The organism is Runella sp. SP2 (assembly GCF_003711225.1).
GTDB lineage: Bacteria > Bacteroidota > Bacteroidia > Cytophagales > Spirosomataceae > Runella.
On sequence record NZ_CP031030.1, the window covers coordinates 2265586 to 2289410 of the forward strand.

24 protein-coding genes, 1 tRNA gene and 1 CRISPR repeat array are annotated in these 23825 nt (G+C 42.7%); of the genes, 7 read left to right on the plus strand and 18 right to left on the minus strand.

Annotated elements, in window-relative coordinates:
• The first annotated feature begins 44 nt into the window (after positions 1 to 44).
• The 4 genes from DTQ70_RS09560 (at position 45) to DTQ70_RS09575 (ending at position 3837) form a co-directional block, all read left to right on the plus strand.
• Complete coding sequence (locus tag DTQ70_RS09560) at positions 45 to 899, plus strand: SMP-30/gluconolactonase/LRE family protein (protein ID WP_164489950.1); 855 nt, start codon at positions 45 to 47, stop codon at positions 897 to 899.
• 79 nt (positions 900 to 978) lie between these two features.
• The gene (locus tag DTQ70_RS09565) at positions 979 to 1539 is read left to right on the plus strand and encodes a DUF4126 domain-containing protein (RefSeq protein ID WP_122930602.1); all 561 of its coding nucleotides are present in this window, start codon (positions 979 to 981) and stop codon (positions 1537 to 1539) included.
• A 48-nt stretch (positions 1540 to 1587) separates the two neighbouring features.
• Complete coding sequence (locus DTQ70_RS09570) at positions 1588 to 2937, plus strand: Gfo/Idh/MocA family protein (RefSeq protein WP_122930603.1); 1350 nt, start codon at positions 1588 to 1590, stop codon at positions 2935 to 2937.
• A 3-nt stretch (positions 2938 to 2940) separates the two neighbouring features.
• Entirely contained in the window at positions 2941 to 3837 is an 897-nt protein-coding gene (locus DTQ70_RS09575) for an EamA family transporter (protein ID WP_122930604.1), read from the plus strand.
• Positions 3838 to 3919: 82 nt separating this feature from the next.
• Here DTQ70_RS09575 and DTQ70_RS09580 read toward each other — a convergent pair whose 3' ends face one another.
• Genes DTQ70_RS09580 through galK form a run of 4 tightly spaced genes read right to left on the minus strand, consistent with a single transcriptional unit; the run spans position 3920 to position 8890 of the window.
• Positions 3920 to 4993: a mandelate racemase/muconate lactonizing enzyme family protein gene (locus DTQ70_RS09580; protein ID WP_122930605.1), complete on the minus strand. Its 1074-nt coding sequence runs from the start codon at positions 4991 to 4993 to the stop codon at positions 3920 to 3922.
• A gap of 12 nt (positions 4994 to 5005) precedes the next feature.
• Positions 5006 to 6058 carry a DUF1611 domain-containing protein gene (locus DTQ70_RS09585; protein ID WP_122930606.1) on the minus strand — a complete coding sequence of 351 codons (1053 nt, stop codon included), beginning with the start codon at positions 6056 to 6058 and terminating at the stop codon, positions 5006 to 5008.
• A 7-nt stretch (positions 6059 to 6065) separates the two neighbouring features.
• Entirely contained in the window at positions 6066 to 7697 is a 1632-nt protein-coding gene (locus DTQ70_RS09590; RefSeq protein ID WP_122930607.1) for a glycerol-3-phosphate dehydrogenase/oxidase, read from the minus strand.
• Between the two features lie 23 nt (positions 7698 to 7720).
• On the minus strand, positions 7721 to 8890 hold the full coding sequence (gene galK / locus DTQ70_RS09595) for a galactokinase (RefSeq protein WP_310588029.1): 1170 nt from the start codon (positions 8888 to 8890) through the stop codon (positions 7721 to 7723).
• A gap of 134 nt (positions 8891 to 9024) precedes the next feature.
• Between galK and DTQ70_RS09600 the strand changes: the two genes are divergently transcribed.
• Positions 9025 to 9098, plus strand: a tRNA-Arg gene (locus tag DTQ70_RS09600).
• Between the two features lie 93 nt (positions 9099 to 9191).
• A CRISPR array of direct repeats spans positions 9192 to 9484; the repeat unit is 30 nt; unit sequence GTTTCAATTCCAAAATGGTACGATTTAAAG.
• A gap of 203 nt (positions 9485 to 9687) precedes the next feature.
• Here the strand turns inward: DTQ70_RS09600 and cas2 are convergent.
• The 10 genes from cas2 to DTQ70_RS09650 form a co-directional block, all read right to left on the minus strand.
• A complete protein-coding gene (gene cas2 / locus DTQ70_RS09605; protein ID WP_229600103.1) occupies positions 9688 to 9999 on the minus strand; it encodes a CRISPR-associated endonuclease Cas2 in 312 nt (103 codons plus the stop codon).
• The gene (gene cas1b, locus DTQ70_RS09610) at positions 9993 to 10997 is read right to left on the minus strand and encodes a type I-B CRISPR-associated endonuclease Cas1b (RefSeq protein ID WP_122930608.1); all 1005 of its coding nucleotides are present in this window, start codon (positions 10995 to 10997) and stop codon (positions 9993 to 9995) included. The genes cas2 and cas1b overlap by 7 nt, the downstream gene beginning before the upstream one ends.
• 20 nt (positions 10998 to 11017) lie before the next feature.
• Positions 11018 to 11554 carry a CRISPR-associated protein Cas4 gene (gene cas4, locus DTQ70_RS09615; RefSeq protein ID WP_122930609.1) on the minus strand — a complete coding sequence of 179 codons (537 nt, stop codon included), beginning with the start codon at positions 11552 to 11554 and terminating at the stop codon, positions 11018 to 11020.
• On the minus strand, positions 11551 to 12063 hold the full coding sequence (locus tag DTQ70_RS09620) for a transposase (protein WP_122930610.1): 513 nt from the start codon (positions 12061 to 12063) through the stop codon (positions 11551 to 11553). The genes cas4 and DTQ70_RS09620 overlap by 4 nt, the downstream gene beginning before the upstream one ends.
• Positions 12064 to 12123: 60 nt before the next feature.
• On the minus strand, positions 12124 to 13179 hold the full coding sequence (locus tag DTQ70_RS09625) for a CRISPR-associated protein Cas7 (protein WP_122930611.1): 1056 nt from the start codon (positions 13177 to 13179) through the stop codon (positions 12124 to 12126).
• 20 nt (positions 13180 to 13199) lie between these two features.
• Positions 13200 to 14516: a hypothetical protein gene (locus DTQ70_RS09630; protein ID WP_122930612.1), complete on the minus strand. Its 1317-nt coding sequence runs from the start codon at positions 14514 to 14516 to the stop codon at positions 13200 to 13202.
• On the minus strand, positions 14513 to 16657 hold the full coding sequence (gene cas3, locus DTQ70_RS09635; RefSeq protein WP_122930613.1) for a CRISPR-associated helicase Cas3': 2145 nt from the start codon (positions 16655 to 16657) through the stop codon (positions 14513 to 14515). Before cas3 ends, DTQ70_RS09630 begins: the two co-directional genes overlap by 4 nt.
• Positions 16657 to 17244, minus strand: a complete 588-nt coding sequence (locus tag DTQ70_RS09640) for a hypothetical protein (protein ID WP_122930614.1) — start codon at positions 17242 to 17244, stop codon at positions 16657 to 16659. Before DTQ70_RS09640 ends, cas3 begins: the two co-directional genes overlap by 1 nt.
• A 6-nt stretch (positions 17245 to 17250) precedes the next feature.
• On the minus strand, positions 17251 to 17916 hold the full coding sequence (gene cas6 / locus DTQ70_RS09645) for a CRISPR-associated endoribonuclease Cas6 (RefSeq protein WP_122930615.1): 666 nt from the start codon (positions 17914 to 17916) through the stop codon (positions 17251 to 17253).
• An 87-nt stretch (positions 17917 to 18003) separates the two neighbouring features.
• Positions 18004 to 18930 (minus strand): YafY family protein, encoded by a 927-nt coding sequence (locus DTQ70_RS09650; protein ID WP_122930616.1) that lies wholly within the window; start codon positions 18928 to 18930, stop codon positions 18004 to 18006.
• A gap of 273 nt (positions 18931 to 19203) precedes the next feature.
• On the opposite strand from DTQ70_RS09650, the gene DTQ70_RS09655 reads away from it, so the two are divergent.
• Both DTQ70_RS09655 and DTQ70_RS30655 read left to right on the plus strand, forming a co-directional pair.
• A complete protein-coding gene (locus tag DTQ70_RS09655; RefSeq protein WP_122930617.1) occupies positions 19204 to 19653 on the plus strand; it encodes a DUF6934 family protein in 450 nt (149 codons plus the stop codon).
• Positions 19654 to 19665: 12 nt separating this feature from the next.
• Positions 19666 to 19818: a hypothetical protein gene (locus tag DTQ70_RS30655; RefSeq protein WP_164489951.1), complete on the plus strand. Its 153-nt coding sequence runs from the start codon at positions 19666 to 19668 to the stop codon at positions 19816 to 19818.
• Here DTQ70_RS30655 and cas6 (DTQ70_RS09660) read toward each other — a convergent pair.
• From cas6 (DTQ70_RS09660) to DTQ70_RS09675, 4 genes are all read right to left on the minus strand, one after another.
• Entirely contained in the window at positions 19799 to 20614 is an 816-nt protein-coding gene (gene cas6 / locus DTQ70_RS09660) for a CRISPR-associated endoribonuclease Cas6 (protein ID WP_122930618.1), read from the minus strand. The two genes, DTQ70_RS30655 and cas6 (DTQ70_RS09660), sit on opposite strands and share 20 nt — an antisense overlap.
• A 287-nt stretch (positions 20615 to 20901) precedes the next feature.
• Positions 20902 to 21372: a hypothetical protein gene (locus tag DTQ70_RS09665; RefSeq protein WP_122930619.1), complete on the minus strand. Its 471-nt coding sequence runs from the start codon at positions 21370 to 21372 to the stop codon at positions 20902 to 20904.
• A gap of 50 nt (positions 21373 to 21422) precedes the next feature.
• A complete protein-coding gene (locus tag DTQ70_RS09670) occupies positions 21423 to 22517 on the minus strand; it encodes a hypothetical protein (RefSeq protein ID WP_122930620.1) in 1095 nt (364 codons plus the stop codon).
• 75 nt (positions 22518 to 22592) lie between these two features.
• Entirely contained in the window at positions 22593 to 23774 is a 1182-nt protein-coding gene (locus DTQ70_RS09675) for a histidinol-phosphate transaminase (RefSeq protein ID WP_122930621.1), read from the minus strand.
• Positions 23775 to 23825: the final 51 nt, after the last annotated feature.

Genomic DNA, 23825 nt, shown 5'->3' on the forward strand with positions numbered 1-23825 from the left:
GGTTAGTGTAAATAATTATCAGTGCAAAACAAGTCTTTTTTAACGTGAAAACCTCACTTTTTCTTACCTCCGCCCTCATTATTGGTAGCTTTTTTTCAATAAAAGCGCAAGATAATGCCCCCATTAGCCTTCAAGAGCTTTGGAAATCGGACACACTCCTCCGCACGCCCGAGTCGGTTTTGTACGACCCCAAAGGGAAACAATTGTTTGTGGCCAATATCAACAAAATGAACGTTGATAAACCCGATGGCGACGGCTTTATCTCTATTTTGAGCACCGATGGAAAAATCAAAAACCTCAAGTGGACAACAGGGCTTAATGACCCCAAGGGCATGGGAATTGTAAAAAAATCGTTGTTTGTGGCTGATTTAAAAGACCTTGTCGAAATCGACTTAACCTCAGGAGTTATTCTGAAACGCCATGCGGCGATCGGTTCGGTGATGCTCAATGACGTAAGTGTAAGTCCCAAAGGAGAAATTTTTGTGAGTGACTCGCGCGGACATAAACTGTACCGATACGCCGATGGAAAATTAGAATTGTATTTGGATGACCCTAATTTGCAAGGCCCTAACGGCGTTTTTGCCGAAAAAGAGCACCTGATTGTCGCTTCCGCAGGAACGGGCAATTTGTGGAAATTGGATTATGGCACCAAAAAATTCAGTTCATGGGCCATGACCAACAAAACCGCCGATGGGATTCTTCGTCATGGTGATAACTACTTGATTTCGTGCTGGCACGGTGAAATTTATTGCGTCAAACCAGATGGTAAAGTGTGGAAGCTCATCGACAGCAAAAATCCGCAAGTCAATACGGCTGATTTTGGTTTTATTTCTGACAAAAAAACGGTTTTAGTCCCTAACTTTTATAAAAATACGGTGACGGCTTATTTGATTAAGTAAATTATTTTGAACCATATAAGGGATTATAAGAAAAACTTATATGCTCTTATATGTCTTATATGGTTCAACACATCCAACAATGGAAATCTTCCTCAGTCTCTGCTTGGGCGTCGGCTTAGCGGCATGCTCAGGTTTTCGGGTGTTTGTGCCCCTGCTTATCAGCAGCTTGGGCATTCATTTTGGCCTCGTCAACGTCGATACGGGCTTTGAATGGATGGGAACGTGGGCAGCCATCGCAGTACTAGCCAGTGCAACCGTACTTGAGATTGGCGGCTATTACATTCCTTGGGTCGATAATTTGCTAGACACCATCGCGACACCCGCCGCCGTAGCCGCTGGAACGCTACTGACCACTTCTTTTATCGAAATTGACAATCCTCTGTTGCAGTGGGGCTTGGGAATCATCATGGGTGGAGGAACGGCAGGCTTCATCCAAGCAGGCACGAGCCTTGTCCGATTGGCTTCCTCTAAATTCAGCGGAGGACTGGCCAATCCCGTCGTCTCCACCGTCGAAAATGTCACCGCCATCGGCTTTTCACTTTTTACCTTTTGGTTGCCCGTGGTCGCTTTTGTATTGGTCGTTTTATTTATCGTTTGGTTAATACAAAAGTTACTAGCTCGAAAAAGTAAAACCACTTGATTCTAGGCTTTTAGCCCTATACGCGTCTCTGCCTGCAAAAAACCAAACATGAAAACCAACCGTCGCGACTTCGTCAAACAACTTGGAATTGTATCGGCTTCTACGGCTGCCGTTCCTCACTTCAATATCATTAAAAGCCTGAACGACAACAAAATCCGAATTGCTACCATTGGAATGGGAATTCAGGGTTTTCAGGACACCAAAGCCGCCTTACGCACCGATATGTGTGAGCTAGTTGCGGCGGCTGACTTGTACGATGGACGGCTCGCCCACGTAAAAGAAACATTTGGTAATCACGTATTTACCACCCGCGACTACCGCGAAGTACTTGAACGAAAAGACGTGGATGCGGTTCTCATCGTGACACCCGATCACTGGCACGACCGCATTTCGATTGCCGCCCTCAAAAAAGGCAAACACGTTTACTGCGAGAAACCGATGGTACAAAACATCGAAGAAGGAGCGGCCGTCATTGCTGCCGCAAAAGCCGCAGGAAAGGTAATGCAAGTAGGGAGTCAACGCATTAGCGGGGCGGCTTTTCAGGAAGCAAAACGATTGGTGGAAGCAGGCGATATTGGAAATATTAATTTTATCGAATCCACCAACGACCGTTTCAACGCCATTGGCGCGTGGCAATATTCCATTCCAACCGATGCCTCTCCCAAAACCATCGACTGGGAAACATTTCTGGGTGACGCCCCCAAACGTGCATTCGACCCCGTTCGCTTTTTTCGCTGGCGCAACTACCGCGACTACGGTACGGGGGTAGCGGGCGATTTGTTTGTCCACCTCATTACGGGCGTTCACTTTGTGACAGGTTCGCTGGGGCCTAGTCGAATCTATTCCTCTGGACAACTTTCGTACTGGAAAGATGGCCGCGACGTGCCCGACGTGATGGTGGCAAGCATGGAATACCCCGCCCAAGGCAAATTTGATGCTTTTCAAATGGTGTTACGGGTTAATTTTGCCAATGCAGGATCCATCAAAAATGTCACTCGTATCGTTGGCAATGAAGGTGAAATTACGTTTGGCGGTGATTCGCTCACACTTACCAAACGTAAATTGCCAGCCGCGCCAGGCTATGGAAATGGCGAAAGCTTCGGCACATTTTCGGACGCCCAACAAAAAGAATATTTAGCGGCCTACGATGCCAAATACCCCGCTGATTCGCGCACACCTGAGCCCGTCAAAGAAGTGAAATTTGATGCTCCCCAAGGCGATGACGCCCATAAAAACCACTTTGCTAACTTTTTTGAAGGCATCAAAGACAACAAACCCGTTATCGAAGGCCCGTTATTTGGTTTCCGAGCGGCAGCGCCCGTTTTAGCTTGTAACAAAAGCTACTTTGAGAAAAAAGTAGTAAAATGGGATGCCAAAAATCTCAAACTTTTACCGTAGCGAATGCTCTTACTCATTCTTACTACAACGACTTTGGCGATTGGGATTAGGATTTTGGTAAACCCTTTATCCAACGTTTTCCAAAAATACCTAACCCAGCGCCAAGCCAACCCTTTATTCATTGTCACTTGCACCTACGGTTTTCTCAGTTTGGGTTGTATCGGTTACTTATTGGTAACTCCCCCTTCCAAATTACCCACCTCATTTTGGCAAAACTCCCTTGTATTTAACATTTTAGCGGTAGGAGGCAACTATTTTTTGGTTAAATCCCTCCAACACGGCGATTTATCTGTTTTAGGGCCTGTCAATGCCTACAAATCGTTGGTAAGTTTGGTATTAGGTTTGTTTCTTTTGGGTGAGTTCCCCAATCTATGGGGTGTAGTTGGAATGCTTTTGATTGTGGGTGGAAGTTACATTGTCTTAATTCCCACTAATTCCAAAAGCGGAATAAGTTGGCAATTATTCCAACAACCCGAAGTACGGTACCGTTTTTTTGCACTGTTTTTTTCGGCCACGGATGCCTTATTTTTGAAGAAAATCATCATCGCCACTACCCCTACTTTGGCGTATGTTTCGTGGTGCATCGGGGGCTTTTTTTTCTCGCTAATTGGGTTGCTTTTTCTACAAAAAAACGAACCACTTCTACCTCAATTTCAAGCGCTTAAAGCTTATAAATGGTATTTTTTGGCCTTAGCTATTTCAACGGGATTGATGCAACTTTCGACCAACTTTGCCTTTGAAGGCATTCAAGTGAGTTATGCTTTGGCGTTGTTTCAAATTTCGGCCTTGGTGAGTGTGTTTTTTGGGGTTCACTTTTTTCAAGAAACCCAGTTGTGGAAAAAACTAGCAGGAGCGTCTGTCATGGTGGTAGGTGCTGTATTGATTATTTTGTTCAAATAGGTCAGACGGTAGTCAGACCCAACCTAGCTAATAGGTCAGACGATAGTCAGACCGTACAAGCAGGCCAATTGGTTCGGTCTGACTACCGTCTGACCGATGATAATCCTAAACCCGCTTTGTCTGTCAGGCTTAAAAAGCCATCTTTAAGTACAAAACCACCCGAAACTACGTCTTCGGCGAGGTCAAAACTTCCGTCTAAATCCAAATAACGGGTAGTGGGGCAGGCAAAAGCAGCGTGCAAAGCCGCAGTAATGCTAACGATACTTTCGTCGTTACACCCCCAAAACAAGTCAATTTTAGCATTTTTAGCGATGGTGGCAATCTCAAAAGCATTGAGGATTCCACCGCATTTCATGAGTTTGACATTGAAAACCCCAAAAGGCTGCGGGGATTGGGTAAGCGTGAGGGCAGCCTTGGCATTTTTGAGCGATTCGTCCGCCACGAGGTTCTTTCTTAGTTCGGCATCAAGCGACAATAGGGAAGCCTCCTCTCCTACCACTAACGGTTGTTCGATGACCTCAATCTCTCCTTTTTCGGTGGCTTTGCTAAACCGTTTCAATTCCTCTAAACTGTAACCTTGGTTGGCATCCACCCTAATTTTGAATGTAGCACCATAGTTTTCATGCAGTCGCAAGACCCGTTCAATGTCTTCTTCAACAACCTCTCCTGTCTTAACTTTCAGCACTTTAAAACCTAATCTTCGGTATTCTTCGGCTTCTTTTAGCGTTTCCTCAACCGACATTATCCCGATGGTAACGGAGGTAGGAAGTGAGGTTATTTTTTGACCGTAATACGCTACAATTGGGGTTCCAAGGTACTGCCCAAACGCATCGTGAAGCGCAATATCCACCACGGCTTGCGTGCCTGGTAGCATCGGAAAAGCTTGACAAGTTTCAAATATTAGTTGCCGAAAATGACGAATATCCCGTCCGACAAACCCTTGAAAAAAATCCGATTGCAATTGGGCAAACGTCTGCGTTCCCGTTTCTCCGACCACTTCTTCCGCTGGACTGGCGGCTCCAAGCCCGACAATGCCGTTTTCAAGTTCAATTTCCAAGAAAACATTTTCCGCGTCTGTAAACGTATAGCCCGCAATGGCGTAAGGTTTACTCAATGCCAATTTTTTGAGAAAAGGTCGAACGCGGGTAATTTTCATAAAGTGTTGATTTTATACCAAAAGCAGCTGAAGCTGCTCCACAATTTCCTGAACCCCTTGTTCTAAAGGTAACACCACAGGTATAGCCAATCTTGAACGGTATTCTTGCTGAAAATCAAGGGCTTCCTTTTCTGTGCAACCTTCCGTATTAAGGGCTAATGCAAGTACTTTTGACCCGAATTTTTCAATGATTTCAATTTCAGACTCCACCGACGGGATTTTACCCCAATGCGCCTCATTGTCAAAATAAATACGTTTCGGAGCGTGTACCAACACCACGTACTTGGCTTGGCCAGAAATCAAAAACTCCAGTCCACACGGGCCGCTGGGGTTTCGGAGCGACGATTGGCCTTCTACCAAAATCAGGTCGGCATTGGTTTCTTTCCAACACGAAACAATGGCGTGTTCGACCTCACCCGACACAAAATCGTTGAGCGTTGAGTCAAAAATAAAACCGTATTTTCCACCCTGCAACCAGCCCGTTTGACCCGTATAAATCATTTGGGCGTTGATGTTTTGTGACCCACAAGCTTGACGAATCAACCTTGCCGTAGTGCGTTTGCCTAGGGCACAATCCATCCCAATCACCGCTACAATTGGACAACTTACGTCATAAATTTCTCCCGTCCAAAAATGCAAATCCTTGCGGGCTTTGGGTTTACGAACGTCGATGAGCTGGACATTATGTTGGGCAGCAAGTGCTACTATTTCGGGCTTTTCCGACAAATATTCGTGTAAACCATTCACAATAGACAGTCCATTTTTGATGGCCTCCTCTACAATCGTGAGCATATCAGGTGGCAAAACCCCTCCCACCGTCGCAACCCCAATGATTAGATAATCAACTGACGGTAACTGCTTTAAACTTTTCGACAAGCTACTAAAAATGGGAATATTGCGAGTTTTGCCGTCCAATACTTCCCCCGCATCTTGCCCAGCGGTGGGTGCATCAATCACCCCCACAATGGTGTATCGTTCCGTGCCCCGAATCAGACCGTGTGCCGTTTTGGCGTCGTTGGTACTTAAAAGGCCATTGGTTAAAATGAGCGCATTGTTACTTTTCATTTCAATTTTATTGCGCTGATTTGATAAATGATTGAAGTTGAGCGGTATATTCGTCGATTTGCTGCTGTTTTTGTTCCATCGTCCAGCCCAATTCTTGCGCCATCAAATCGGCCACTACGGGTAGGGCTTCCAAAACAGCTTCCCAATCCAGAATTTCCAAACGCGTACGTCGTGCAAAAACATCCCGCAAGGTCAAGGCCATTTCTTCCCGAACTTGGTAAATGACCTCCGCTTGAATAAAGGGATATTTGTCCACCAAGCGCTGCGCCCAAAGGATATTTTCTTGCGTCAGACGCGCGACTTTGTGCGCCCTGCTTCCATATTTACGAATGAGGTTTTTGGCTATATCTTTGGCCAAACGATATACCGTTTGAATAATTTTCCAATCTTCAAACGCGTAATCTTCGCCACCTACTAGAAGATGCTGTGCAGTAGTACATTCACGGTCAACGCTCAACAATTCACAGGCTTTGTCGATGGTATCTTTGGCCATGTAACGGTAGGTTGTCCATTTTCCTCCCAACAAACTTAGCAAATTCGACGTAGGGTCATGTTCAACTTCGTGGTCGCGCACTAGCTTCTTGGTAGAGGCCGATTCACTCGCCGCCAATAAAGGTCGAAGTCCACCAAAACCTGCTTTTACCTGTGATTTATCGGGGCGTTTGGCCAAGTACCTAGTAAGTGTATCCAACAGAAAATCAACCTCTTTGTCATCTAAAATAGGCTCTTTGTCTAAATCTTTATAATCCGTATCTGTCGTTCCTAAAAGCAGTTGACCTTCAAACGGAATCGCAAAAACGACACGCCCATCGCTGGTTTTGGGAATCAGCATGGCATCATCACTTTTCAGTACTTCGTACGGCAACACCACGTGCACCCCTTTGCTTGGGCGAATACGTTTTGATAATTTAGGATTGGCCATCAATCGAACGTGATCCGCCAATGCCCCCGTACAATTGATAAATAATTTTGCTTTTATCCCAAACGTAGCCTCCCCTTCGGTTGGTCTTACTTGCGCTTCGGTCAGTTTTCCATTAGTATCTTTTTTTACCCCCACCAATTCCGTATAATTGGCCACGGCAACGCCTGCTTCTTCGGCCGCGTGAGCCAGGGCAAGGCAATAACGCGCATCGTCGAGCTGCCCGTCAAAATACAGAACTGCGCTGTGCAATTTTTTAGCATCCAAAGAAGGCATTCGCAAAAGCGTTTCTTTTTTGCTCAACCAACGGCTTTTAGGCAAGGCGTCACCTTTGGCAAAAAAGTCGTACATCCGCAACCCAATCGTAAAATACAAGCCTTCAAACCAACTAAAAACGGGTGTCAGAAGGGGCAGCGGCCGTGCCAAATGCGGGGCATTTTGGAGCACAATTTGGCGTTCTTCTAAGCCGTGACGCACCTGTTTTAATTGGGCAAAATCTAAGTTTTTAAACGCTTGTTCAAGGTAACGTACTCCCCCATGAATCAACTTTGTCGATTTCGACGAAGTTTCGGAGGCAAAATCTTTTTTTTCAATCAATGCCACCTTAAAGCCGCGCAGTGCCGCGTCGAGCGCACAACCTGCCCCGCTGGCCCCGCCTCCAATGATACAAATATCAAACGTTTCATTTTGAAGGCGTTGCAAATTTTTTGAACGATTCATGGGAATGAGTTTTTAGTGTAACGTTATAACTTTTCTAGTCGGGCAACGCCTTCCGTGATACCCACGACGTGGCAAACCAATTTTTTATTAAACTGCTCACGGTAGGCCACGGTCATCTTTTCGATAAAAGAATCCACTTGCGCCGTTTCGACGATATTAATGGTACAGCCGCCAAAGCCACCGCCCATCAGGCGAGCCCCCAAGACCTCGTTAAGAGCAACCGTTTGTTCTACCAAAAAATCAAGTTCTACGCAACTCACTTCATAATCCTCACTCAATCCCGTATGCGTTTCGTACATTTTTTTACCAAAAGCGACTAAATCACCCCGTTGCAAATCTTCACACGCACTTACGACCCGCTCAATTTCACCCGTCACGTACCAACAACGGCGATAAACATTTTCAGAAAAATCGGCTTTATGCGCCTCAACTTGCGCTAAACTTACATCGCGTAAGCTGGCAATAGTTGGGTAAAATTGCTGTAAAATTTCTACCCCTTCCTCACACTCTTGGCGGCGGGTGTTGTAAGCTGAATCAGCCAACGTATGTTTTACACCAGAGTTGCAAAGCACCAACTGGTAGTTTTCAAAATCGAAAGGAAAATATTCAAACGTCAAATCGCGACAATCAAGGCGAATGACGGAATTAGCTTTACCATGGATAGACGCAAACATATCCATGATCCCACACTGAAGCCCAGCGAAATGATGTTCAGCACGTTGCGCAACGAGGGCAAGTTGCAAACGCGGGATTGCCAACCCAAATAACTCACTCAACGCCCATCCCATTCCGCTTTCCACTGCTGCCGACGACGAAAGACCCGCTCCGTTTGGTACATCTCCACCAAAAGCTACTTCAAAACCCGTCGGGATGACATACCCCTCCTTGATGAGTTCGCTAGTCACCCCAATGAGGTAATTGGCCCAACTTTTAGGGCATTTATTGAGCGAATCAAGGCTAAACTCAAACGCATCGTTCAAATCTGCGGCATACACCTTACAAAGTCGGTCGGTACGGGGCGCAATGGCAAAATAGATTGCTTTATCGATGGCCGCGGGTAGTACAAACCCATTGTTATAATCGGTATGTTCACCAATAAGATTGATGCGACCAGGGGCACGCACGACGAAGGAAGGAGTTTTTCCAAAAATTTGTTGAAAGTCCTCGACAATTTTTTCTGAATACAAATACACGCTAAATAGTTGGTTTGTGGGTCTTTAGTAAGTCACAAAAATAGGCAGATTCGGGAGGGATACACAATTTTTGGTGAGAATGTTGTTAAAAGTCGCAAAAACATTTATTTTTGCACCCGCGTTCGAAAAGAACAGGTCCCGTAGCTCAGCTGGATAGAGCAACAGATTTCTAATCTGTCGGTCTTAGGTTCGAATCCTAACGGGGTCACTCATAAAAAGTTTTCATCGCGAAAGTGCCTTAAACTCGTTTTAGGGCACTTTTTGTTTTTCTAAGCAGTCTCTTCTTCACGAATTAAACTGTTCTTCAATTCCAAAATGGTACGATTTAAAGTGCTCCTGCAGTTCAAGTACCTTTGACATTTTATTTGTTTCAATTCCAAAATGGTACGATTTAAAGACGCAATTTCCAAAGCGGGCGAGCAGCTGGAGCAATGTTTCAATTCCAAAATGGTACGATTTAAAGATAATGTTACCAGAAGAAACCCTTACATACGAAGAAGTTTCAATTCCAAAATGGTACGATTTAAAGTGAAAGGGCTACGTATCATATCGCCAAGCAACTTTGTTTCAATTCCAAAATGGTACGATTTAAAGCCGTCGGAAAAACGGCTATTTTGGCTCAATTTTAAGGTTTTTTTGCGTCTTTTTCAACTAAAAAATCGTCGATGGTCAATGGCTCGATTTTACCCGACCATCGACGACATCTCATTATCAGGCACTTACCTCGACAACATTCGTTTTATAGTCAATATGTCAACGAACTTTTGAGCCGCTTTGTGGCTTCGACGACTTCTCCTTCAAAGAAAGTTATCAATAGAACTTCGTTCTACCCCAATAATTTCTTTGTCGAGCCATCGCTCGTTCCGACTCTTAAAGAGGATGACACTATCTTGTTCTTCATTCATAATCGCACGCGCCCCCATCAACATTTCTTTCAACTTCGCTTCCGTAATTTCTCCTTCAAACACCGAATTTTGAATCCAGTTTAGGTACTTGCGGCAGTGTTTCAGCATCTTTGCCACTCGTTTTTCTCCAATATCATACACCAATATCACATACATAGCAATTAAAATTACTCCCCCATTGGGGGCGGGGGGGGCTTTTACCACATCATTTTAAAAGGTTTATATACTTCCATACCGAGCAGGTGCTTTTGCAGTTTGTAGCACTCTAGTTTTACTAAATGCTTATAACTCACGCTTCTACCCAACGAACGATGTTTAAATGTCTCTTTCAGCCGCTCTTCAAACGCTTGTACAAATACTTTTTTTGCCCCTTCTTTCAACACGCAGCGGTTGATATCCTGCCGAAAATCGCTGGCTTGTAGCTGTTTTTTGTTCAATACGGTGAAAATCGTGCGATCGACCAACATGGGTTTAAATATCTCCGACAAATCCAACGCCAAAGAATACCGCCTCGCCCCAGGTTCGTGCAAAAAACTGATGGTGGGATTGAGTTGGGTGTGGTAAATTTGGTCTAAACACACCGTATAACACATCATATTGCCAAACGAAATCAACGCATTCACCTCGTTTTGAGGCGGTTGCTTGCTGCGGTTTCCCATGTCAAAATCGTTGATTATCTCCCCAAACGCCCCATAATAGGCTTGTCGGATATTGCCTTCGATGCCCATCAACTCCGAAATGCCTCCCGCATTGGCAATCAATGGCGTAAAACTGTCGATTTGTCCAAGTTGCTTCGCTACGTCTTTACCGCGCCCTTGGTAGTACTTTAGGTTTTTGGACATGTTAAAAGCCGCCCCTTCGACCAAGGTCTTCGCTACGACCATTCGTTTTTTGTCGGAGAGATAATGTCGCGTTTGTTCTACTTGCATTTTGCCCGCCAACAAATACTCTTTGGCCATAAACGACCCCGTATAATGTTCGTAATAGTCGAAAAAATGAACCGATACGTGGTTTTTACCCAAAAAATTGTACATCGCGCTGTTGGCGTCCAAACTCCCAAAACAGTAGAGGTTATCGACTCCTTCAATGGGAATATAGCGCGGCTGTCCTTCGTTACCGTCCTCGTCAACGGGCACAAAACAGAGGGTGTTGTCTTTTCGACTCAAGCGGCCAGGGTTAAAGAGATAATAGCTTTTTTTCATTTTTTGTCTTCCAATGGTTGTTATTCGTCTCCCACCCAGCAAAATTCAAAATAGCTACACGTTTTGCATTTTGAAATTGGCAACTTCAGCGGACATTGTTCTTGTTCGAGCACTTCCCTGATTTTTTCGATACTGGCTTCAATTCGTAGCACGTCGGCTTCCCCAAGTATCACCCGTTCGGTTTGGCGTAATTTGGGGTATTCGATAACGCCGTGACTGACTTCTACGCCATTTTTCTGCAACAAATAAAGATAAAACTGCAATTGCGCGACATGCGCCCATTCTTTGGCTGCCGATTTTTTGGTTTCGTGAACAATCCCACGTTTGGCGTCAAAAAAGTCGATTTTGGCCGTTAGGACTACCTTTTCGTTCTCAAGGGGGAGCGATATTTCTAGTTCTTCGTTTTTGTCGGCCCGAAAAGGGTAACTCTCTTCCCCTATCAGCTTGCCTTCATACACCACCTCCGAGGTGTGTTCCATTCGGATGGCATGGTAGTGCAGCCACATTTTGCGGTGGCAAAGCTGGTAATAGTTTAACAATGTCGCGTTGATGTTCATTGGTCAAAAAATTTGTCCCAGAAACGTTCTTGCCAACCAAAATTCTGCTTTGGAAAGGTTTCACGGATATGTTTGGTACAGGCCGATTTAAACGATCGAATCACGGTTGGTATCGACCCTGCATCGGGCGAAATCGCCTGATAAAACGTGGGGGCATTCGTGGGGGGTAGAGACGTTGCATGCAACGTCTCTACGTCGTCGTCACCATTGTCGCCCCGATTTTGTTCCTGCAACGATTTATCCAATACCAAAATCCCGTGAATATGATTTGGCATCGTCACAAAGGCCCCCAACGCAATGTGTGGAAAATGCGCGGGGATGTCGTACCAACACCCCTGCACAATTGCCCCCATGGTCGATAATTTCATTTTACCATTGACACATTCGCCAAAGAAATGTGCGCGATCTTTGGTACAAATGGTAATGAAATAAGCCCCTTCCGACCCATAATCCCATCCTTTCAACCGTGCCGATTCGATACGGTATTTATTTTCAAACAATTTCCCCATAGCCGTCTAAATTTTTTAGGCATTAGACGGCTATGGGGGAGAATGGTAATGGCTATCTTTTTATTGATTTTCGTAGTCAAAGGCTGATAAAAGTTCAATCAACTTAGCCTCAGCGCGGTCGAGAGCGTCGTAGGTTTCCCCTTTAGTTCGGATATAACCACCAGCTTGCAAGGTGATATACGTTTCCACACCCATATTTTTGAGACTTTCATCAATAATAGGTTCTGCTTTTTCAGAGTCTTCTTCCGACAGTTTTGCTCGAATACTTCCTGCTATCAAATTAGCATTATCACTAATCGAAATGGCCAAAGTATCCATTAAACTGAATGTACGTGCTTGGTTAGATGTTATTCTCCAATTGATTATTGCTTTTGCCAAACCTTTTATCCAAGCATCACGTAATTCCTTTGGGGCAACTAGACATGGCCCGAAAACATTTTTTGACTCAACCCAGCCTTCACTTTTCAATTTAGCTATAGTTTCATCACTCATTTCAGGCTCAAAAGAGTTAGTTGTTACAGAGAATAAACGACGTAAGTCTATGGCAATGTCAGCAACAAAGAGACCAGTAGCTCTATTTGCGGGTTTAATCCATTTTCTACTGAGACTTCTGTCTTTTCCCTCTAAAAAAGCAACAATTTCATCATTATTTAATTTATTGCCCTTCTCATCTCTTACAATAACTTCGTTATTAGACCTTTCACTTCTATCAAAAGAAGCATTTTCTCTGTAAGTTCCTGCTAATAATGGGTGTAATGCTCTCATGGCTGATATAGATAAAGGACTCCGTCTTTTCAAAGTTCGGTCTTTCCCACCCTTAGCAGCTTTCATCCATCCGCCAAATAGCTGGTCAGCATAAGTTGGGTCACAAGTTCCATAGACCTCTCCCTCTTCCAAGTTTTTTTGTTTGTTTACGTCAAACAAAAAAGTGGTAGGTGAAGGAGTTTGTTTAATAGCTTCGCAAAGAGAATCAATTAAAGACCTTTTAACTTGCTGCCCACTTGAAAAAGGAATATACTTACCAAACTGAACATCAAAATAAGTCTTTTGACCGTCTGCAACACAAAAAACAGTGTGTTCGGCTCTTTTTAGTGTTCTGATATAGAGGGTATTCATACAATCTTTATTTTAAAGTTTTAAGATTTTTTTTCAACAAAAGCGTAATCGAACTTTAGAAGTGTACAGAAATAAGCAAACTCTTCATTTGTCATTAGGTGTACTTCGTCTTTGAGTTGTTTAATTATTTCTAAATCCTTACTCTCAAGATCTTTAATCATTTCTATCAAAGCCTCAATGAATAACCTCCTAGTTTTAGACGCAAATAATTTAGAGTCAATCAAGGTTTTTCGGTCATTTTTAGTGCCTTGATTCCTATACCTCAGAATGGTCTCCGCCAATTCTAGCGTATAATTGGTAATTTCTTCTTTGTTTTTTGTTAGCATTGCAGTAAGCCAAGTTTTGTATGCAAAATAATTGAGTGTATCATCTGGTTTGGAGAAAGACAAATTCTTGCTTTCACCCATGTACTTTGTAATTCCTTCGGGCCTAAGAGCTTGTAAGCCAATACTTCCAAGTTCGCAAGCACGTTTTATGTGCATGCCGAAAAGTGCCTCAAAACGTTTCTTGTCAGTATCAAAACTTCCAAAAAGCTGCCTGTAAACTTCGATGATTCTACTTCCAGATTTGAGGTAAAATGGAATAAATCCGATTGTTTTATTGGTTTGCCCAAATCCATAGACATAGCCTGTTTTTTCCCCTTTCGGATATAGTTGAGATAAGCTAAAAAACAACGCCGACCAATTGACAGTATTCGCTTCTATCAAAGTAGCGTTCACTTCAAAAATTTTCTGAGTTTGTAAGTCGGTAAAATCAAAGTCTTCTCGAAACACTTCTGAGTCTAATGAATACGTAAGCCATTGCCCATTCCATGTATTGATTTGATTTCCTCTCAGTTTACTTAATGAATTATCATTCAAATATTTACGATAAACTTGCCAACCTTCAAAAGTTTTGAGGGTTATTTCTGGGTCATCAAAAAGAATAGAAAAACCACCTGCGACACCAATTCCTAAGCCACTTCCAATCCAAGAAAGATAGACATCATCAGAAGTAGTAGGTAGTTTTACATCACTCACCAAACCCGAAGTGCTAGCATATTCCTTGGTTTCAGAAGCAGGAAAACCCAAAGCAAAACTTCCATCTGGCTCCTCGTTCTCTACTTTTGAAAACAGGTTCTCTAATTTTTCCTTTCGTTCGTCACTTGTTAATGTATCTGGTTTCTGTCCTGATTTCATTTGTACAAATGGCGAGTTTGTAATCCACTGCATATATTTGGAGTGGTTATAGAACAATTCAAAATAGACTTCCTCAAAAAACTCCTTGGGTGATTTGTTTGATTCATACTTTTTATTGTATGCTTCCAAGAAAGTTCTACCCACCACAGTTGTTATCATAAAAATTGATGTTTAGAGTCCAAGTTTTCTTCTTTTATTTCACTGAGCATCAGTCCTTTTGCGATGCTATATGCCTTATCGGGGATTACAAAAGGTCGGTTACCTTTTTCAAGTTGCTCCATTTTATGCACTGAGAAATACCGAATAGGTATCTCCAATTCAAGTCGTCGTTCAAAAAAGGAATTTTCGTATTCTTCTCGGTCAGCTTCTCGGATACATGCAACCGAATCAATGTCGAGTAGTTCAAATAGAATAGATTTACTCACATGCGTTAGTTTGTCGATGGTTATTCGTCCATCAGTTTTGAATTTTGCATGTTCTTCAATATTCATAAAATCAATAGAGGGAAATACTGCATCTATTTTGTCTTGCAAATGCCTTTCATTTAAGATTTCTCCATCAACAATTTCGTCAAAAGACCTTTTCAATACTTCAACATCGTAGGGCTTCGCTTCTTTTTTAGTTTCGGGTGGAGCTATCACATATACGTCTTTGATTTGTCTTTCAGCAGTACGTTTTCTGTTGATACGTCCAAATCGCTGAACCATGGCATCCAGTGGGGCAGTTTCGGTAATCATCACATCAAAACTTATGTCCAAACTCACTTCGACTATTTGGGTCGATACCACTATACAAGCTTTATTAGAAGTATTAAACTCCTCGGTTGGGTTTCCGTTTTCATCAAGCCCAATCAACAGCTTTTCTTTTTCATTTCTATCAACACGTCTAAATCTGCTGTGAAGCAATAAAATAGGTATCGTTGGGTATTTTTCACTCAAAACATCATACACGAGTTGGGCTTGTTTTACTTGATTTAATACAACTAATACCTTTTGATCTTTTTGAACGGCGGCATCAATAACTTTTTCACTTGATTGAAAATCTGCCAACTTGTGAGTTCGATGTCGGTCAAATAAATCTAATTCTTCCTTCGACAAACTTGTTTCTAATACATCATCTCCTAAAATTTCAAGTATTTTTTGGTACAAAACCGTCGGCATAGTCGCCGTTCCGATATGAATTCGACATTCTATTTTTTTCAAAATTTCCACCAACTTCAGTACAATTGCCTGTGAAATACCCGTGTAGGTATGAATCTCGTCAAGAATAATATCGCACCCTTTCAAGTCCAAAAGCAAAGCTTCGTAACCTTTCAATCCGAAAGCAATCGCTGCCAATTGATGCGGAGTTAAGATTTTCACTGCTGAGCCAAAGAGCGATTGAAGTACACTTTCTTCTTCATCCTGCTTACGTTTGACAACCGTTGACGCTCCATGAAGTACCCGTATATCAAGATTGGGGTTCGACTTTTCAAGGTCATTAGCAACTCTTTTGTACATCGCATTGATAGATGCTTGAAAAGGAAGCGTATAAAAAACTCGTCCACGACACCTTTTGAACAAATAATCTGTCTTCCCTGCCCCCGTACAAGCCACTACAATTGTATGTTTTTTATCTGATTGATAGTTCGTTTTTTGTGACAATGGATACAACGAACTTATTCTTTGATAAAAGCTCAGGTCTGGCAACTTAAAAGCATTCTCAATAAAACGTTGAGTATCACTAATAGCTGCCGAAGCAAAATGGTCAGCACCCATCAAAAGCCCCCGCCACTCAGAATAGCCTCGTTCATTTGATTTCCTTTTGGTATATCTAACCACTTTTTCCATGTTTTCCAAGGCTTGGTGTCTCGAAATTGGAGTTGCAGCTATTCCAAAGTGGTTCAATAAATCTATTCCGTCATTACTCCATTCTTCCCATTTACCCAGATGATGTTCTACATAATCATAGCCATTGTCTAAATCTAGTAATCCTTTTTCACCAACATCATTTTTCACTGATTTATGATGCCCCACTACCATTTCTATTAAAGCGGAGTGCTCATTTTCAGGAAAAATAGACAGAAAAAATAAAGAGCTAATTTCATGTCGTAATGGCTTTGTACTATTCGATTTCCCTAAAAGCCGTTGCTGAAAAAGTGGATGTGCTTTGCCTAAATCGTGCAAAACAGCTCCTTTAAATGCCAACTCTTCCTCCAAATGAAGGTGTTTTGCAAATGCCCTGACAGCAATTCCAACATGAAGAAGGTGTTCCTGTAATGAAGTCCATTCTGGGCTAGATTTTGCGAATAACTTTTTCATTAGAAATACTTTACAGGTGAGCCTACTATTTTTAACCAACCATACATTGCTTCGTTTGTCAAACGATTGTAGCCTACCAAAAACGACTTTTCATTTTTTTCAAACACTAATTCATAACCTGAATAACTTTCAGCATCACTTTCAAAATCAACTTGTTGTACCTCTTCTAAAATTTCGGGGAGTAGAATATCTTCATTACGGCACAAACAAACGTGTTGCGAAAAAGCCTTTCCAGCATCTTCTTTATTTTCAAACGCCAGATGTAATATAGGTTCGTGTAAAACCCCTCTAATCAAAATAGCATTGGGACGCTCAAATAATATCTGTTTGCCCTGTCGAGTCGAATTCCAACCGCGTGTTTGAATAACTTCCTGTTGGGAACTTATTTGACTGTATGAAAGTCGATGTCCAACAATCTTCCGAATTCCATGCACCCCCAACAACTCAGGAAATAGCTTTTTCTCAATACCTTCCACAATGGAAGGAGTAAGAAACTGTTGCGAAAATGTTTCGCTATCTCTTACCGCAGTCCACGGCTTTATAAAACCGAATTGCCCGCTGTATTTAACTACATAATATTTTTCCATTGTATCTTAAATTAATGAGCCAAATCCAATACCTGTTGAATTTCCTACGCCAACATTCCAAGCAAATGCCAGTTGTTCGGGAGTTCCGTTAATGATTACGGGACATATCGAGCCTTTGTTGAAAATGCCTTTGTAGGTAACTCCTTTAGTCGTTGGATTTTGATAAGATTCATCAAACTGAACAGAAACATCTTCATACGACAATCCAGCATCATTCAGTTTATGTTGTAAGCTCTCGGTCAAAAACTGATTTGCTTCTTCATCATTATAATAGAAGAATTTTACCCCTTTCTCTTCAGCTTGCGAACGCTTGATAAAAACAGGGCTACCTACCAAGAAGCGGTGCTGATATTCAAAATCTGGTTCTTTTTCAAGAGTCAAAGCCTTGATTTTCATTCCCCAACCAAAGTCATTGTCTTGCTGAATGCTTTTTATGAGCTGTTTTATGAGCGAACTATCATAACAACTAATAAAAAATTGACTTCCTGTTTTAAAATTCAAACCTTTACTTCCTTCTTGACGACCATTTTTTAGCCATGAAAAAGAGTACAGAGATAACTTATCGTGTAACTCATTTTTGCCAAGCCAATAATGTAACTTACTAACCTGCTGTTCCTGATAATTAAACGGAACGATAGTTGTATTTTTTGATAACCGAATATGAAGACGCATACTTGTTTTCTATAATTTATGTTTCAATTTTCTGATTCAAATATTCACCCCTCCCCCCCTCATTATTCGCCCTACCCCTCAAATTTTCTAAAAATTTATTTTTGCAATGTGCCTTCGGATATGCGCAATGAGCAGTTCTGGTTCTACAATTTCAACGATATGCTCGTGATAGCCCAGAATAAAGTTGGTCAACCCGAAGAACTTCTCATTGACATTACATTCAAAATCATATACACCAGGCTCGTCAGCCGAGGGTTGTAAATAGGCTTGCGTAAGCGGGAAGCGTTCTATCAATTCGTTATAGCCACCCACACGCAAGCGGATGTGCACCCGTATTTTTTGGTCATTTACAATCCTAAAAGGGTCTGTGGCAGTTACATAATGTTGCGTTTCGTATTGCCAAGGTATTTCCTGCAACTCTACTCGCTCTATTCTTGAAATCCTGTAATGCCGAATATCCTTGCGTTCGATGGCAAAAGCATGAAGTATGTCCTCTTTCACATTTACCGAAAACGGCTCTACCAATCTATCTGACACTTCGCTACTATTGGTTGAACGGTAATTGATCAGTTTCACCACTTTTTTATGTTGCTTGGCTTGCTCCAGCAAATTGGCTTTCGAGAGAAAAGTCCTTGAAAACAAGCTACTTCCCAATTTTGATACGTCATAAATTGCATTAAGCTTTTCCTGCATACGCTTCGTTCTTTTTTCAGAAGCTTTGGCGTTGTTGGCAAGAGCATCCATCAAAATTTCTTTCTCGGTTTCTGTGAAGAACAACATATCCTCTAAGTGTTGCATGGGCTTATTAGGAACGATAGCATATCGGTATTGATGGTCGTGTTCCACATTAAAATCGGCATCACGAAGCTCCTCAAAATCCTTTTTGATAGTATCGGGGACTACATTGTACATGGTCGCCAATGCCTTTTTCGTATATTGGTACGGGCTCTCAATGAGGAGCTTGAGAATCGCCAACAAGCGGTATTTTGGACTATTATCGTTGAATTTATTCATCACTCAAATTCATTAACCTAGCGTATTTTCTTTTTCTAAAAATTAACTTCCGAAACCCTTTATTCCACCAGCTCCACACACCATCAAGCAACCCTTTCCAAATCATTCCAAGTTACCTATCTCTTTATGTTTAGTCTCATAACTTTAATTCATCAAGGTTACTTCTCTAAATTTAATCACTGGTTGAAATTCCAATTAAAATTTATTCCTTTGAAAATCAATCGAACTAAACAGTTTTTCTGCCAAAAACTTATCAAACGGTAACGCAAACCCATGAATCAGCCCTTTTACGAATTCACCATTCTTGACGAGGCGCTTCGCTATGAGTTCGTAAGCGCGGGAAAATCCATTATTCACAAAGTTGTCAGCATATCCCACACCGACTCTGACAACCTTTTTACCCTCACACTTGCTGATATACGGCTTGATGGATCCCTTGATACACATATTGCAAGTAATAATGGTGACTTAGAAGCAATCATTGCTACTGTGATTAAATGCCTTGAAACTTTTTTTGTCTATTACCCTGCTGCTGCCGTCGCTTTTACGGGAAGCGAACCTCGTCGTATGCGCCTTTACCAGATTATCCTTAATCGCGAACTTACTTCTCTTCAACCCCGTTTTAACATTTGGGGTATTAGCGTTGAAGGTATTGTAACTTTCACTCCAAATCATACCTATGAAGGTTTTATCGTTTCATTAAAAAGTGTTATTATTGCTTAAAAACCAACTTACATGGCAACTACGACGACAAATCACCCAAAAGCTTCTGACAAATCACCCAAACAACTTGGTCAATTTGCAACCATTGAGGAAGCCTCACAGGCCAAAAACGCCGATTTGCTTAAAACCCTCCAGCGCCTGAACGTTAAGGTGGTGAAGCACTAACCACCTCCACACACCCACACCCCATCGAACAATACTTCCCAAAACCTCCCAAATAACCCACCTCAATGAGTTCGGGAGGGGCGGTCAGGGCAAACGTAAAGTTATGATACCCAATCACTTTTGTTTGTTCCATTTCTTTGCCTTCTTTGGCCAAAAAACCTCGCTTTTTAATCCGTTCGGGGTCGCTTAGTAACTCAAACTTGACCAGTCGCTCCGCAATCGACGCGTCCATTTCCATGGAAGGTTGCACCGAACGCAGTTTATCGACCAAATTGACCGCAAAAAATCGCCCAAAATCAGCGTCCGTTGGAGTGAGGTATTGATCTAAATCGCCCACTTTTTGAGCCACAACCATCGGCGACAGCGTACGAAACGTCATCGAACTTTGCATCGCGGGCAAGGGCGCTGTCTCCACGCGTTCTACCACAAAATCGGCCCTACATTCCCGATTATAAATGCTCAACTGCTGCTGTTGAAACAGCCCAACGATAAAATTTTCGGCCGATTTGTCCACATAAAATGAAATATATAACGTCAAAACGCCCGAACGAAGTACCATATACGTATCACCTTTCTTGATGGGTTCGATGCTCGGTATTTGCAAAGACGAAAAAGTAAAGTGCTTAAACGCCTTCCGACTCTCGGGTACTTGGTAACCGCGTTCGTGCAGAAAACCCGCATACTCAGCGTCAGCATTGGCCAAACGACCATAAATCCACGCTTGCAGGGGATATTGGTAGTTGAACAATAAACGCTGACGGTCTCTAACGGGGGCTAACGTGAGTTTGAATCGCATATATTATGTCATTTTGTACGCTAATCTATGCCATAAGTTAGTTTAACGAGAACTTTACTTATGTTTTACTAAAAAAATAAAAAAAACAACGCCGAGGCGAGTGCCTCGGCGTTGTCAGTTCAATCATTGATTATTCAAACCCACCAATAATCTTTAAGTCAATAGTCCACGGTCGATGGTCAATAGTCCATGGTAGTCGAGTCATCCATAGTCCACTGTCGATAGATTAGACCATTGACTATGGACTGTAAACTATCGACTGACAACTGTGGACTGTCAACTATTGACTAATTCGCTTGGAGACGCGCGAGTTTTGTAAACGCTTGCTCCTTATATTTTCCAGTCAGTGTTAGTGATACAGTATTTCCTGATTTAGGGGCCGACAGTCCAAACTCAGCCCACGTTTTTGTAATCGTCGCACGGCCGTTCGCGTCAGTTGTCACGTCTGCAATTTTTGTTCCCGTACGCGTCGTCAATGCCAAACTCAACCCCGTAAGAGGAATAGAGTCAATGCCTTTCTTGTAATCCAATATGTTGGTTTTGTCCAATTCAAATATCCGAACGCTAACCGTCGCTTGCGTGTTTGCGGCAGAAGACCTGACCGTCGGTTCAGTTGTAAAACCTCCGCCGTCGCCCACAGCATTGTCAAACACTAGCAATACAGGCGAAACAACTCTGTCCACAAAGGGGTCTTCTACTTTGCAAGATGCTGCTGCCAAGGCCGTAGCCACAAATAAGAATATTTTCAAAGTTTTCATTGGTTCATCAGTTTTGTTGAAACATTCATTTTACAAATGTTCGTCGCTTTTTATGCTTTCGACAAACGAACGGCTTTACGTCCCAAAAAAGTTGGAACAAAACCTACTAGCATCAAAACAATTCCAGTAATGGCAATCGTACTGGTATGGGCAAAAAACGTTCCCGTTGACAAAATCCCTAGGATGAGCAAAGTAGAAAAAGGCAACGAAAAGGCCATAACCAACACCGCTAACTCGGCGTTGAAAGTGCGGCGTTCTTTTGGAATCTCAAGGGCTTCCTCGCGTGAGTTAAAAGCTGAGATGTGCGCAAATGGCCAAAAACTCGCCGAACTCAATGGAATCACGGTGGCCAACAAAATCATGGTTGGTTCATGAATGCCCAGCAGCGTAATAACAGCGGCACTAAAAAGCATCGTTAGTCCTGCACGAAATACCAACAACGAAGCAATAAGTCTTTTTTTACGTTGTTTTAGTTGAACAGCTACCCCGATAAAAATCAACACCAACGGCGTCATCATTGCGCTTGTTTTGTCAAATACCTCCTGAACAATCATAGGAAGTGCTTTAAAATTTAAGCCAAGGCTCAACAAAACCGCCGCCGAAATAATGATGATGTTGATTGGCTCTTGAACGAGGTTCATCAAAAGACTTTTGATTTTTTCGCCCATTTTGGTTTCCTCCGATTTGGTGTTTTTGAGGAACATGTTCATGGCGATAACGTACAAGAAAATCAATACAAAAAACTTGTTTCCTACGTCGCCAAGCGCGGCCATGGCCACACTTTTTTCACCCAAAAATTCGGCAATAAACGGAAAGCACGACAAACCAGGCGCCAACGACGGCAACAACATCACCAACGTACGCCCCATTGAGCTGTCTTTTTCGATGCCAAAAAAATGAAAGGCCAACGGTGCCGTGAAATACATAAAAAAGTTAAACAACAATGTCAACGCAGGAACTACAATCAGCTTGGCGTCCACGTCGATTTTCATCAAGGCGATAAAAATCGTGGCAGGAAGGGCCACCGAAAGCACCATTTCCTTAATTCCGTTGGTTTGTTCCTTGTTCTTAAACTTAGAACGTAATATAAGACCTAACCCAATCAAAGCCAACAGGGTTATGGCTTTTTGTAAAGCTTCACTCATAAGTAAATGTGGAAAAGTAACAATTGGTTGGGCGTAGGTAGGTTTGCTACCTACGCCGCTGTCCTTATTTCAAAATTAGCTTATTGCCTCAAGCGTACTTACAAACTGCTTGATTTCGTCCATCGTACCCATACTTACACGGCACCAAGGCTTGCCCTGAATTTCGTATCCGCGCACCATGATGCCTTTCGCCATCATTTTTTGGAGCAATTCTTTGGTCGGAATGTTGATTGGGAAAATCACGAAGTTGGTGTATGAAGGCACGTATTTGTAACCCAAACGATCGAGGTTTTTACAAAGGTAAGTTTTCACTTCGTGGTTCAATTTACGCGTTGTGTCTTGGAACTCCGCATCGTCCATACTTGCCACCGCTGCGGCAATCGACGTTTGGGTGATGCCCATTCCACCACGGGTGATTTTCTGAATTTTATCCAACGTCGCAGGGAGCGCCGCAACGTATCCTACGCGCAAACCTGCCATACCCATAATTTTTGAGAAAGTACGAGCGATGATGACGTTTTTCTTTTGTGCCAACAACGACACCATACTCTGAGTATCAGCACCTACGGCCAATTCAAGGTACGCTTCGTCCACAAAAATGGGTACTTTTTCTGAAACCCGTGAGCAGAAATCCATCAACTCTTTGCCCGACGTGATGCTACCCATTGGGTTGTTAGGGTTACAGATATAAACAAGTTTTGTGTCCTTGTCGATAGCCGCTTCCATTGCTTTCAAGTCGTGCGACCAGTCACCTTTACACGGCACAGCCTTCCAGGTAGCTCCCGTCGCCTCGGCTACTTTCACCAATGACATATAAGTTGGGTCAGCCGAAACTACATTTCCACCTTTTTGGAAAAGTACAATAGCTACTTTTTCCAACAAATCCGACGAACCAGGGCCCATCATAATGTGGTCAGGAGTAACGCCTTCTTTTTTAGCGATTTTTCCAACAAGGTTTTCTAACTCTTTCCACGAATAACGGCTACCGCCCGCAACTGCATCTGCCACTGCCTTCCTAGCGCTCATTGGAGGGCCATAAGGATTTTCGTTGGCATTGATACGCACAAGGGTTGGCGGCGTTTTTGGCGGGTTTTCCAACACCGTTTCTCTGAGTAAAGGGCTATGAAATATATTACCGTTGGTGTCTATACGTGAAGGTACATTTGCGAAGGCACCTACTGCTGGGGCAGCGGCCATTCCTCCTAAGGTCATCAAACCTGATTTAAGTAAACTGCGGCGGTTGATAATCTGTGTCATGTGTTTGTGAGTGTGTTTTGAATTGGCGGTTTAGCTTGTGGCTTTTGTTGG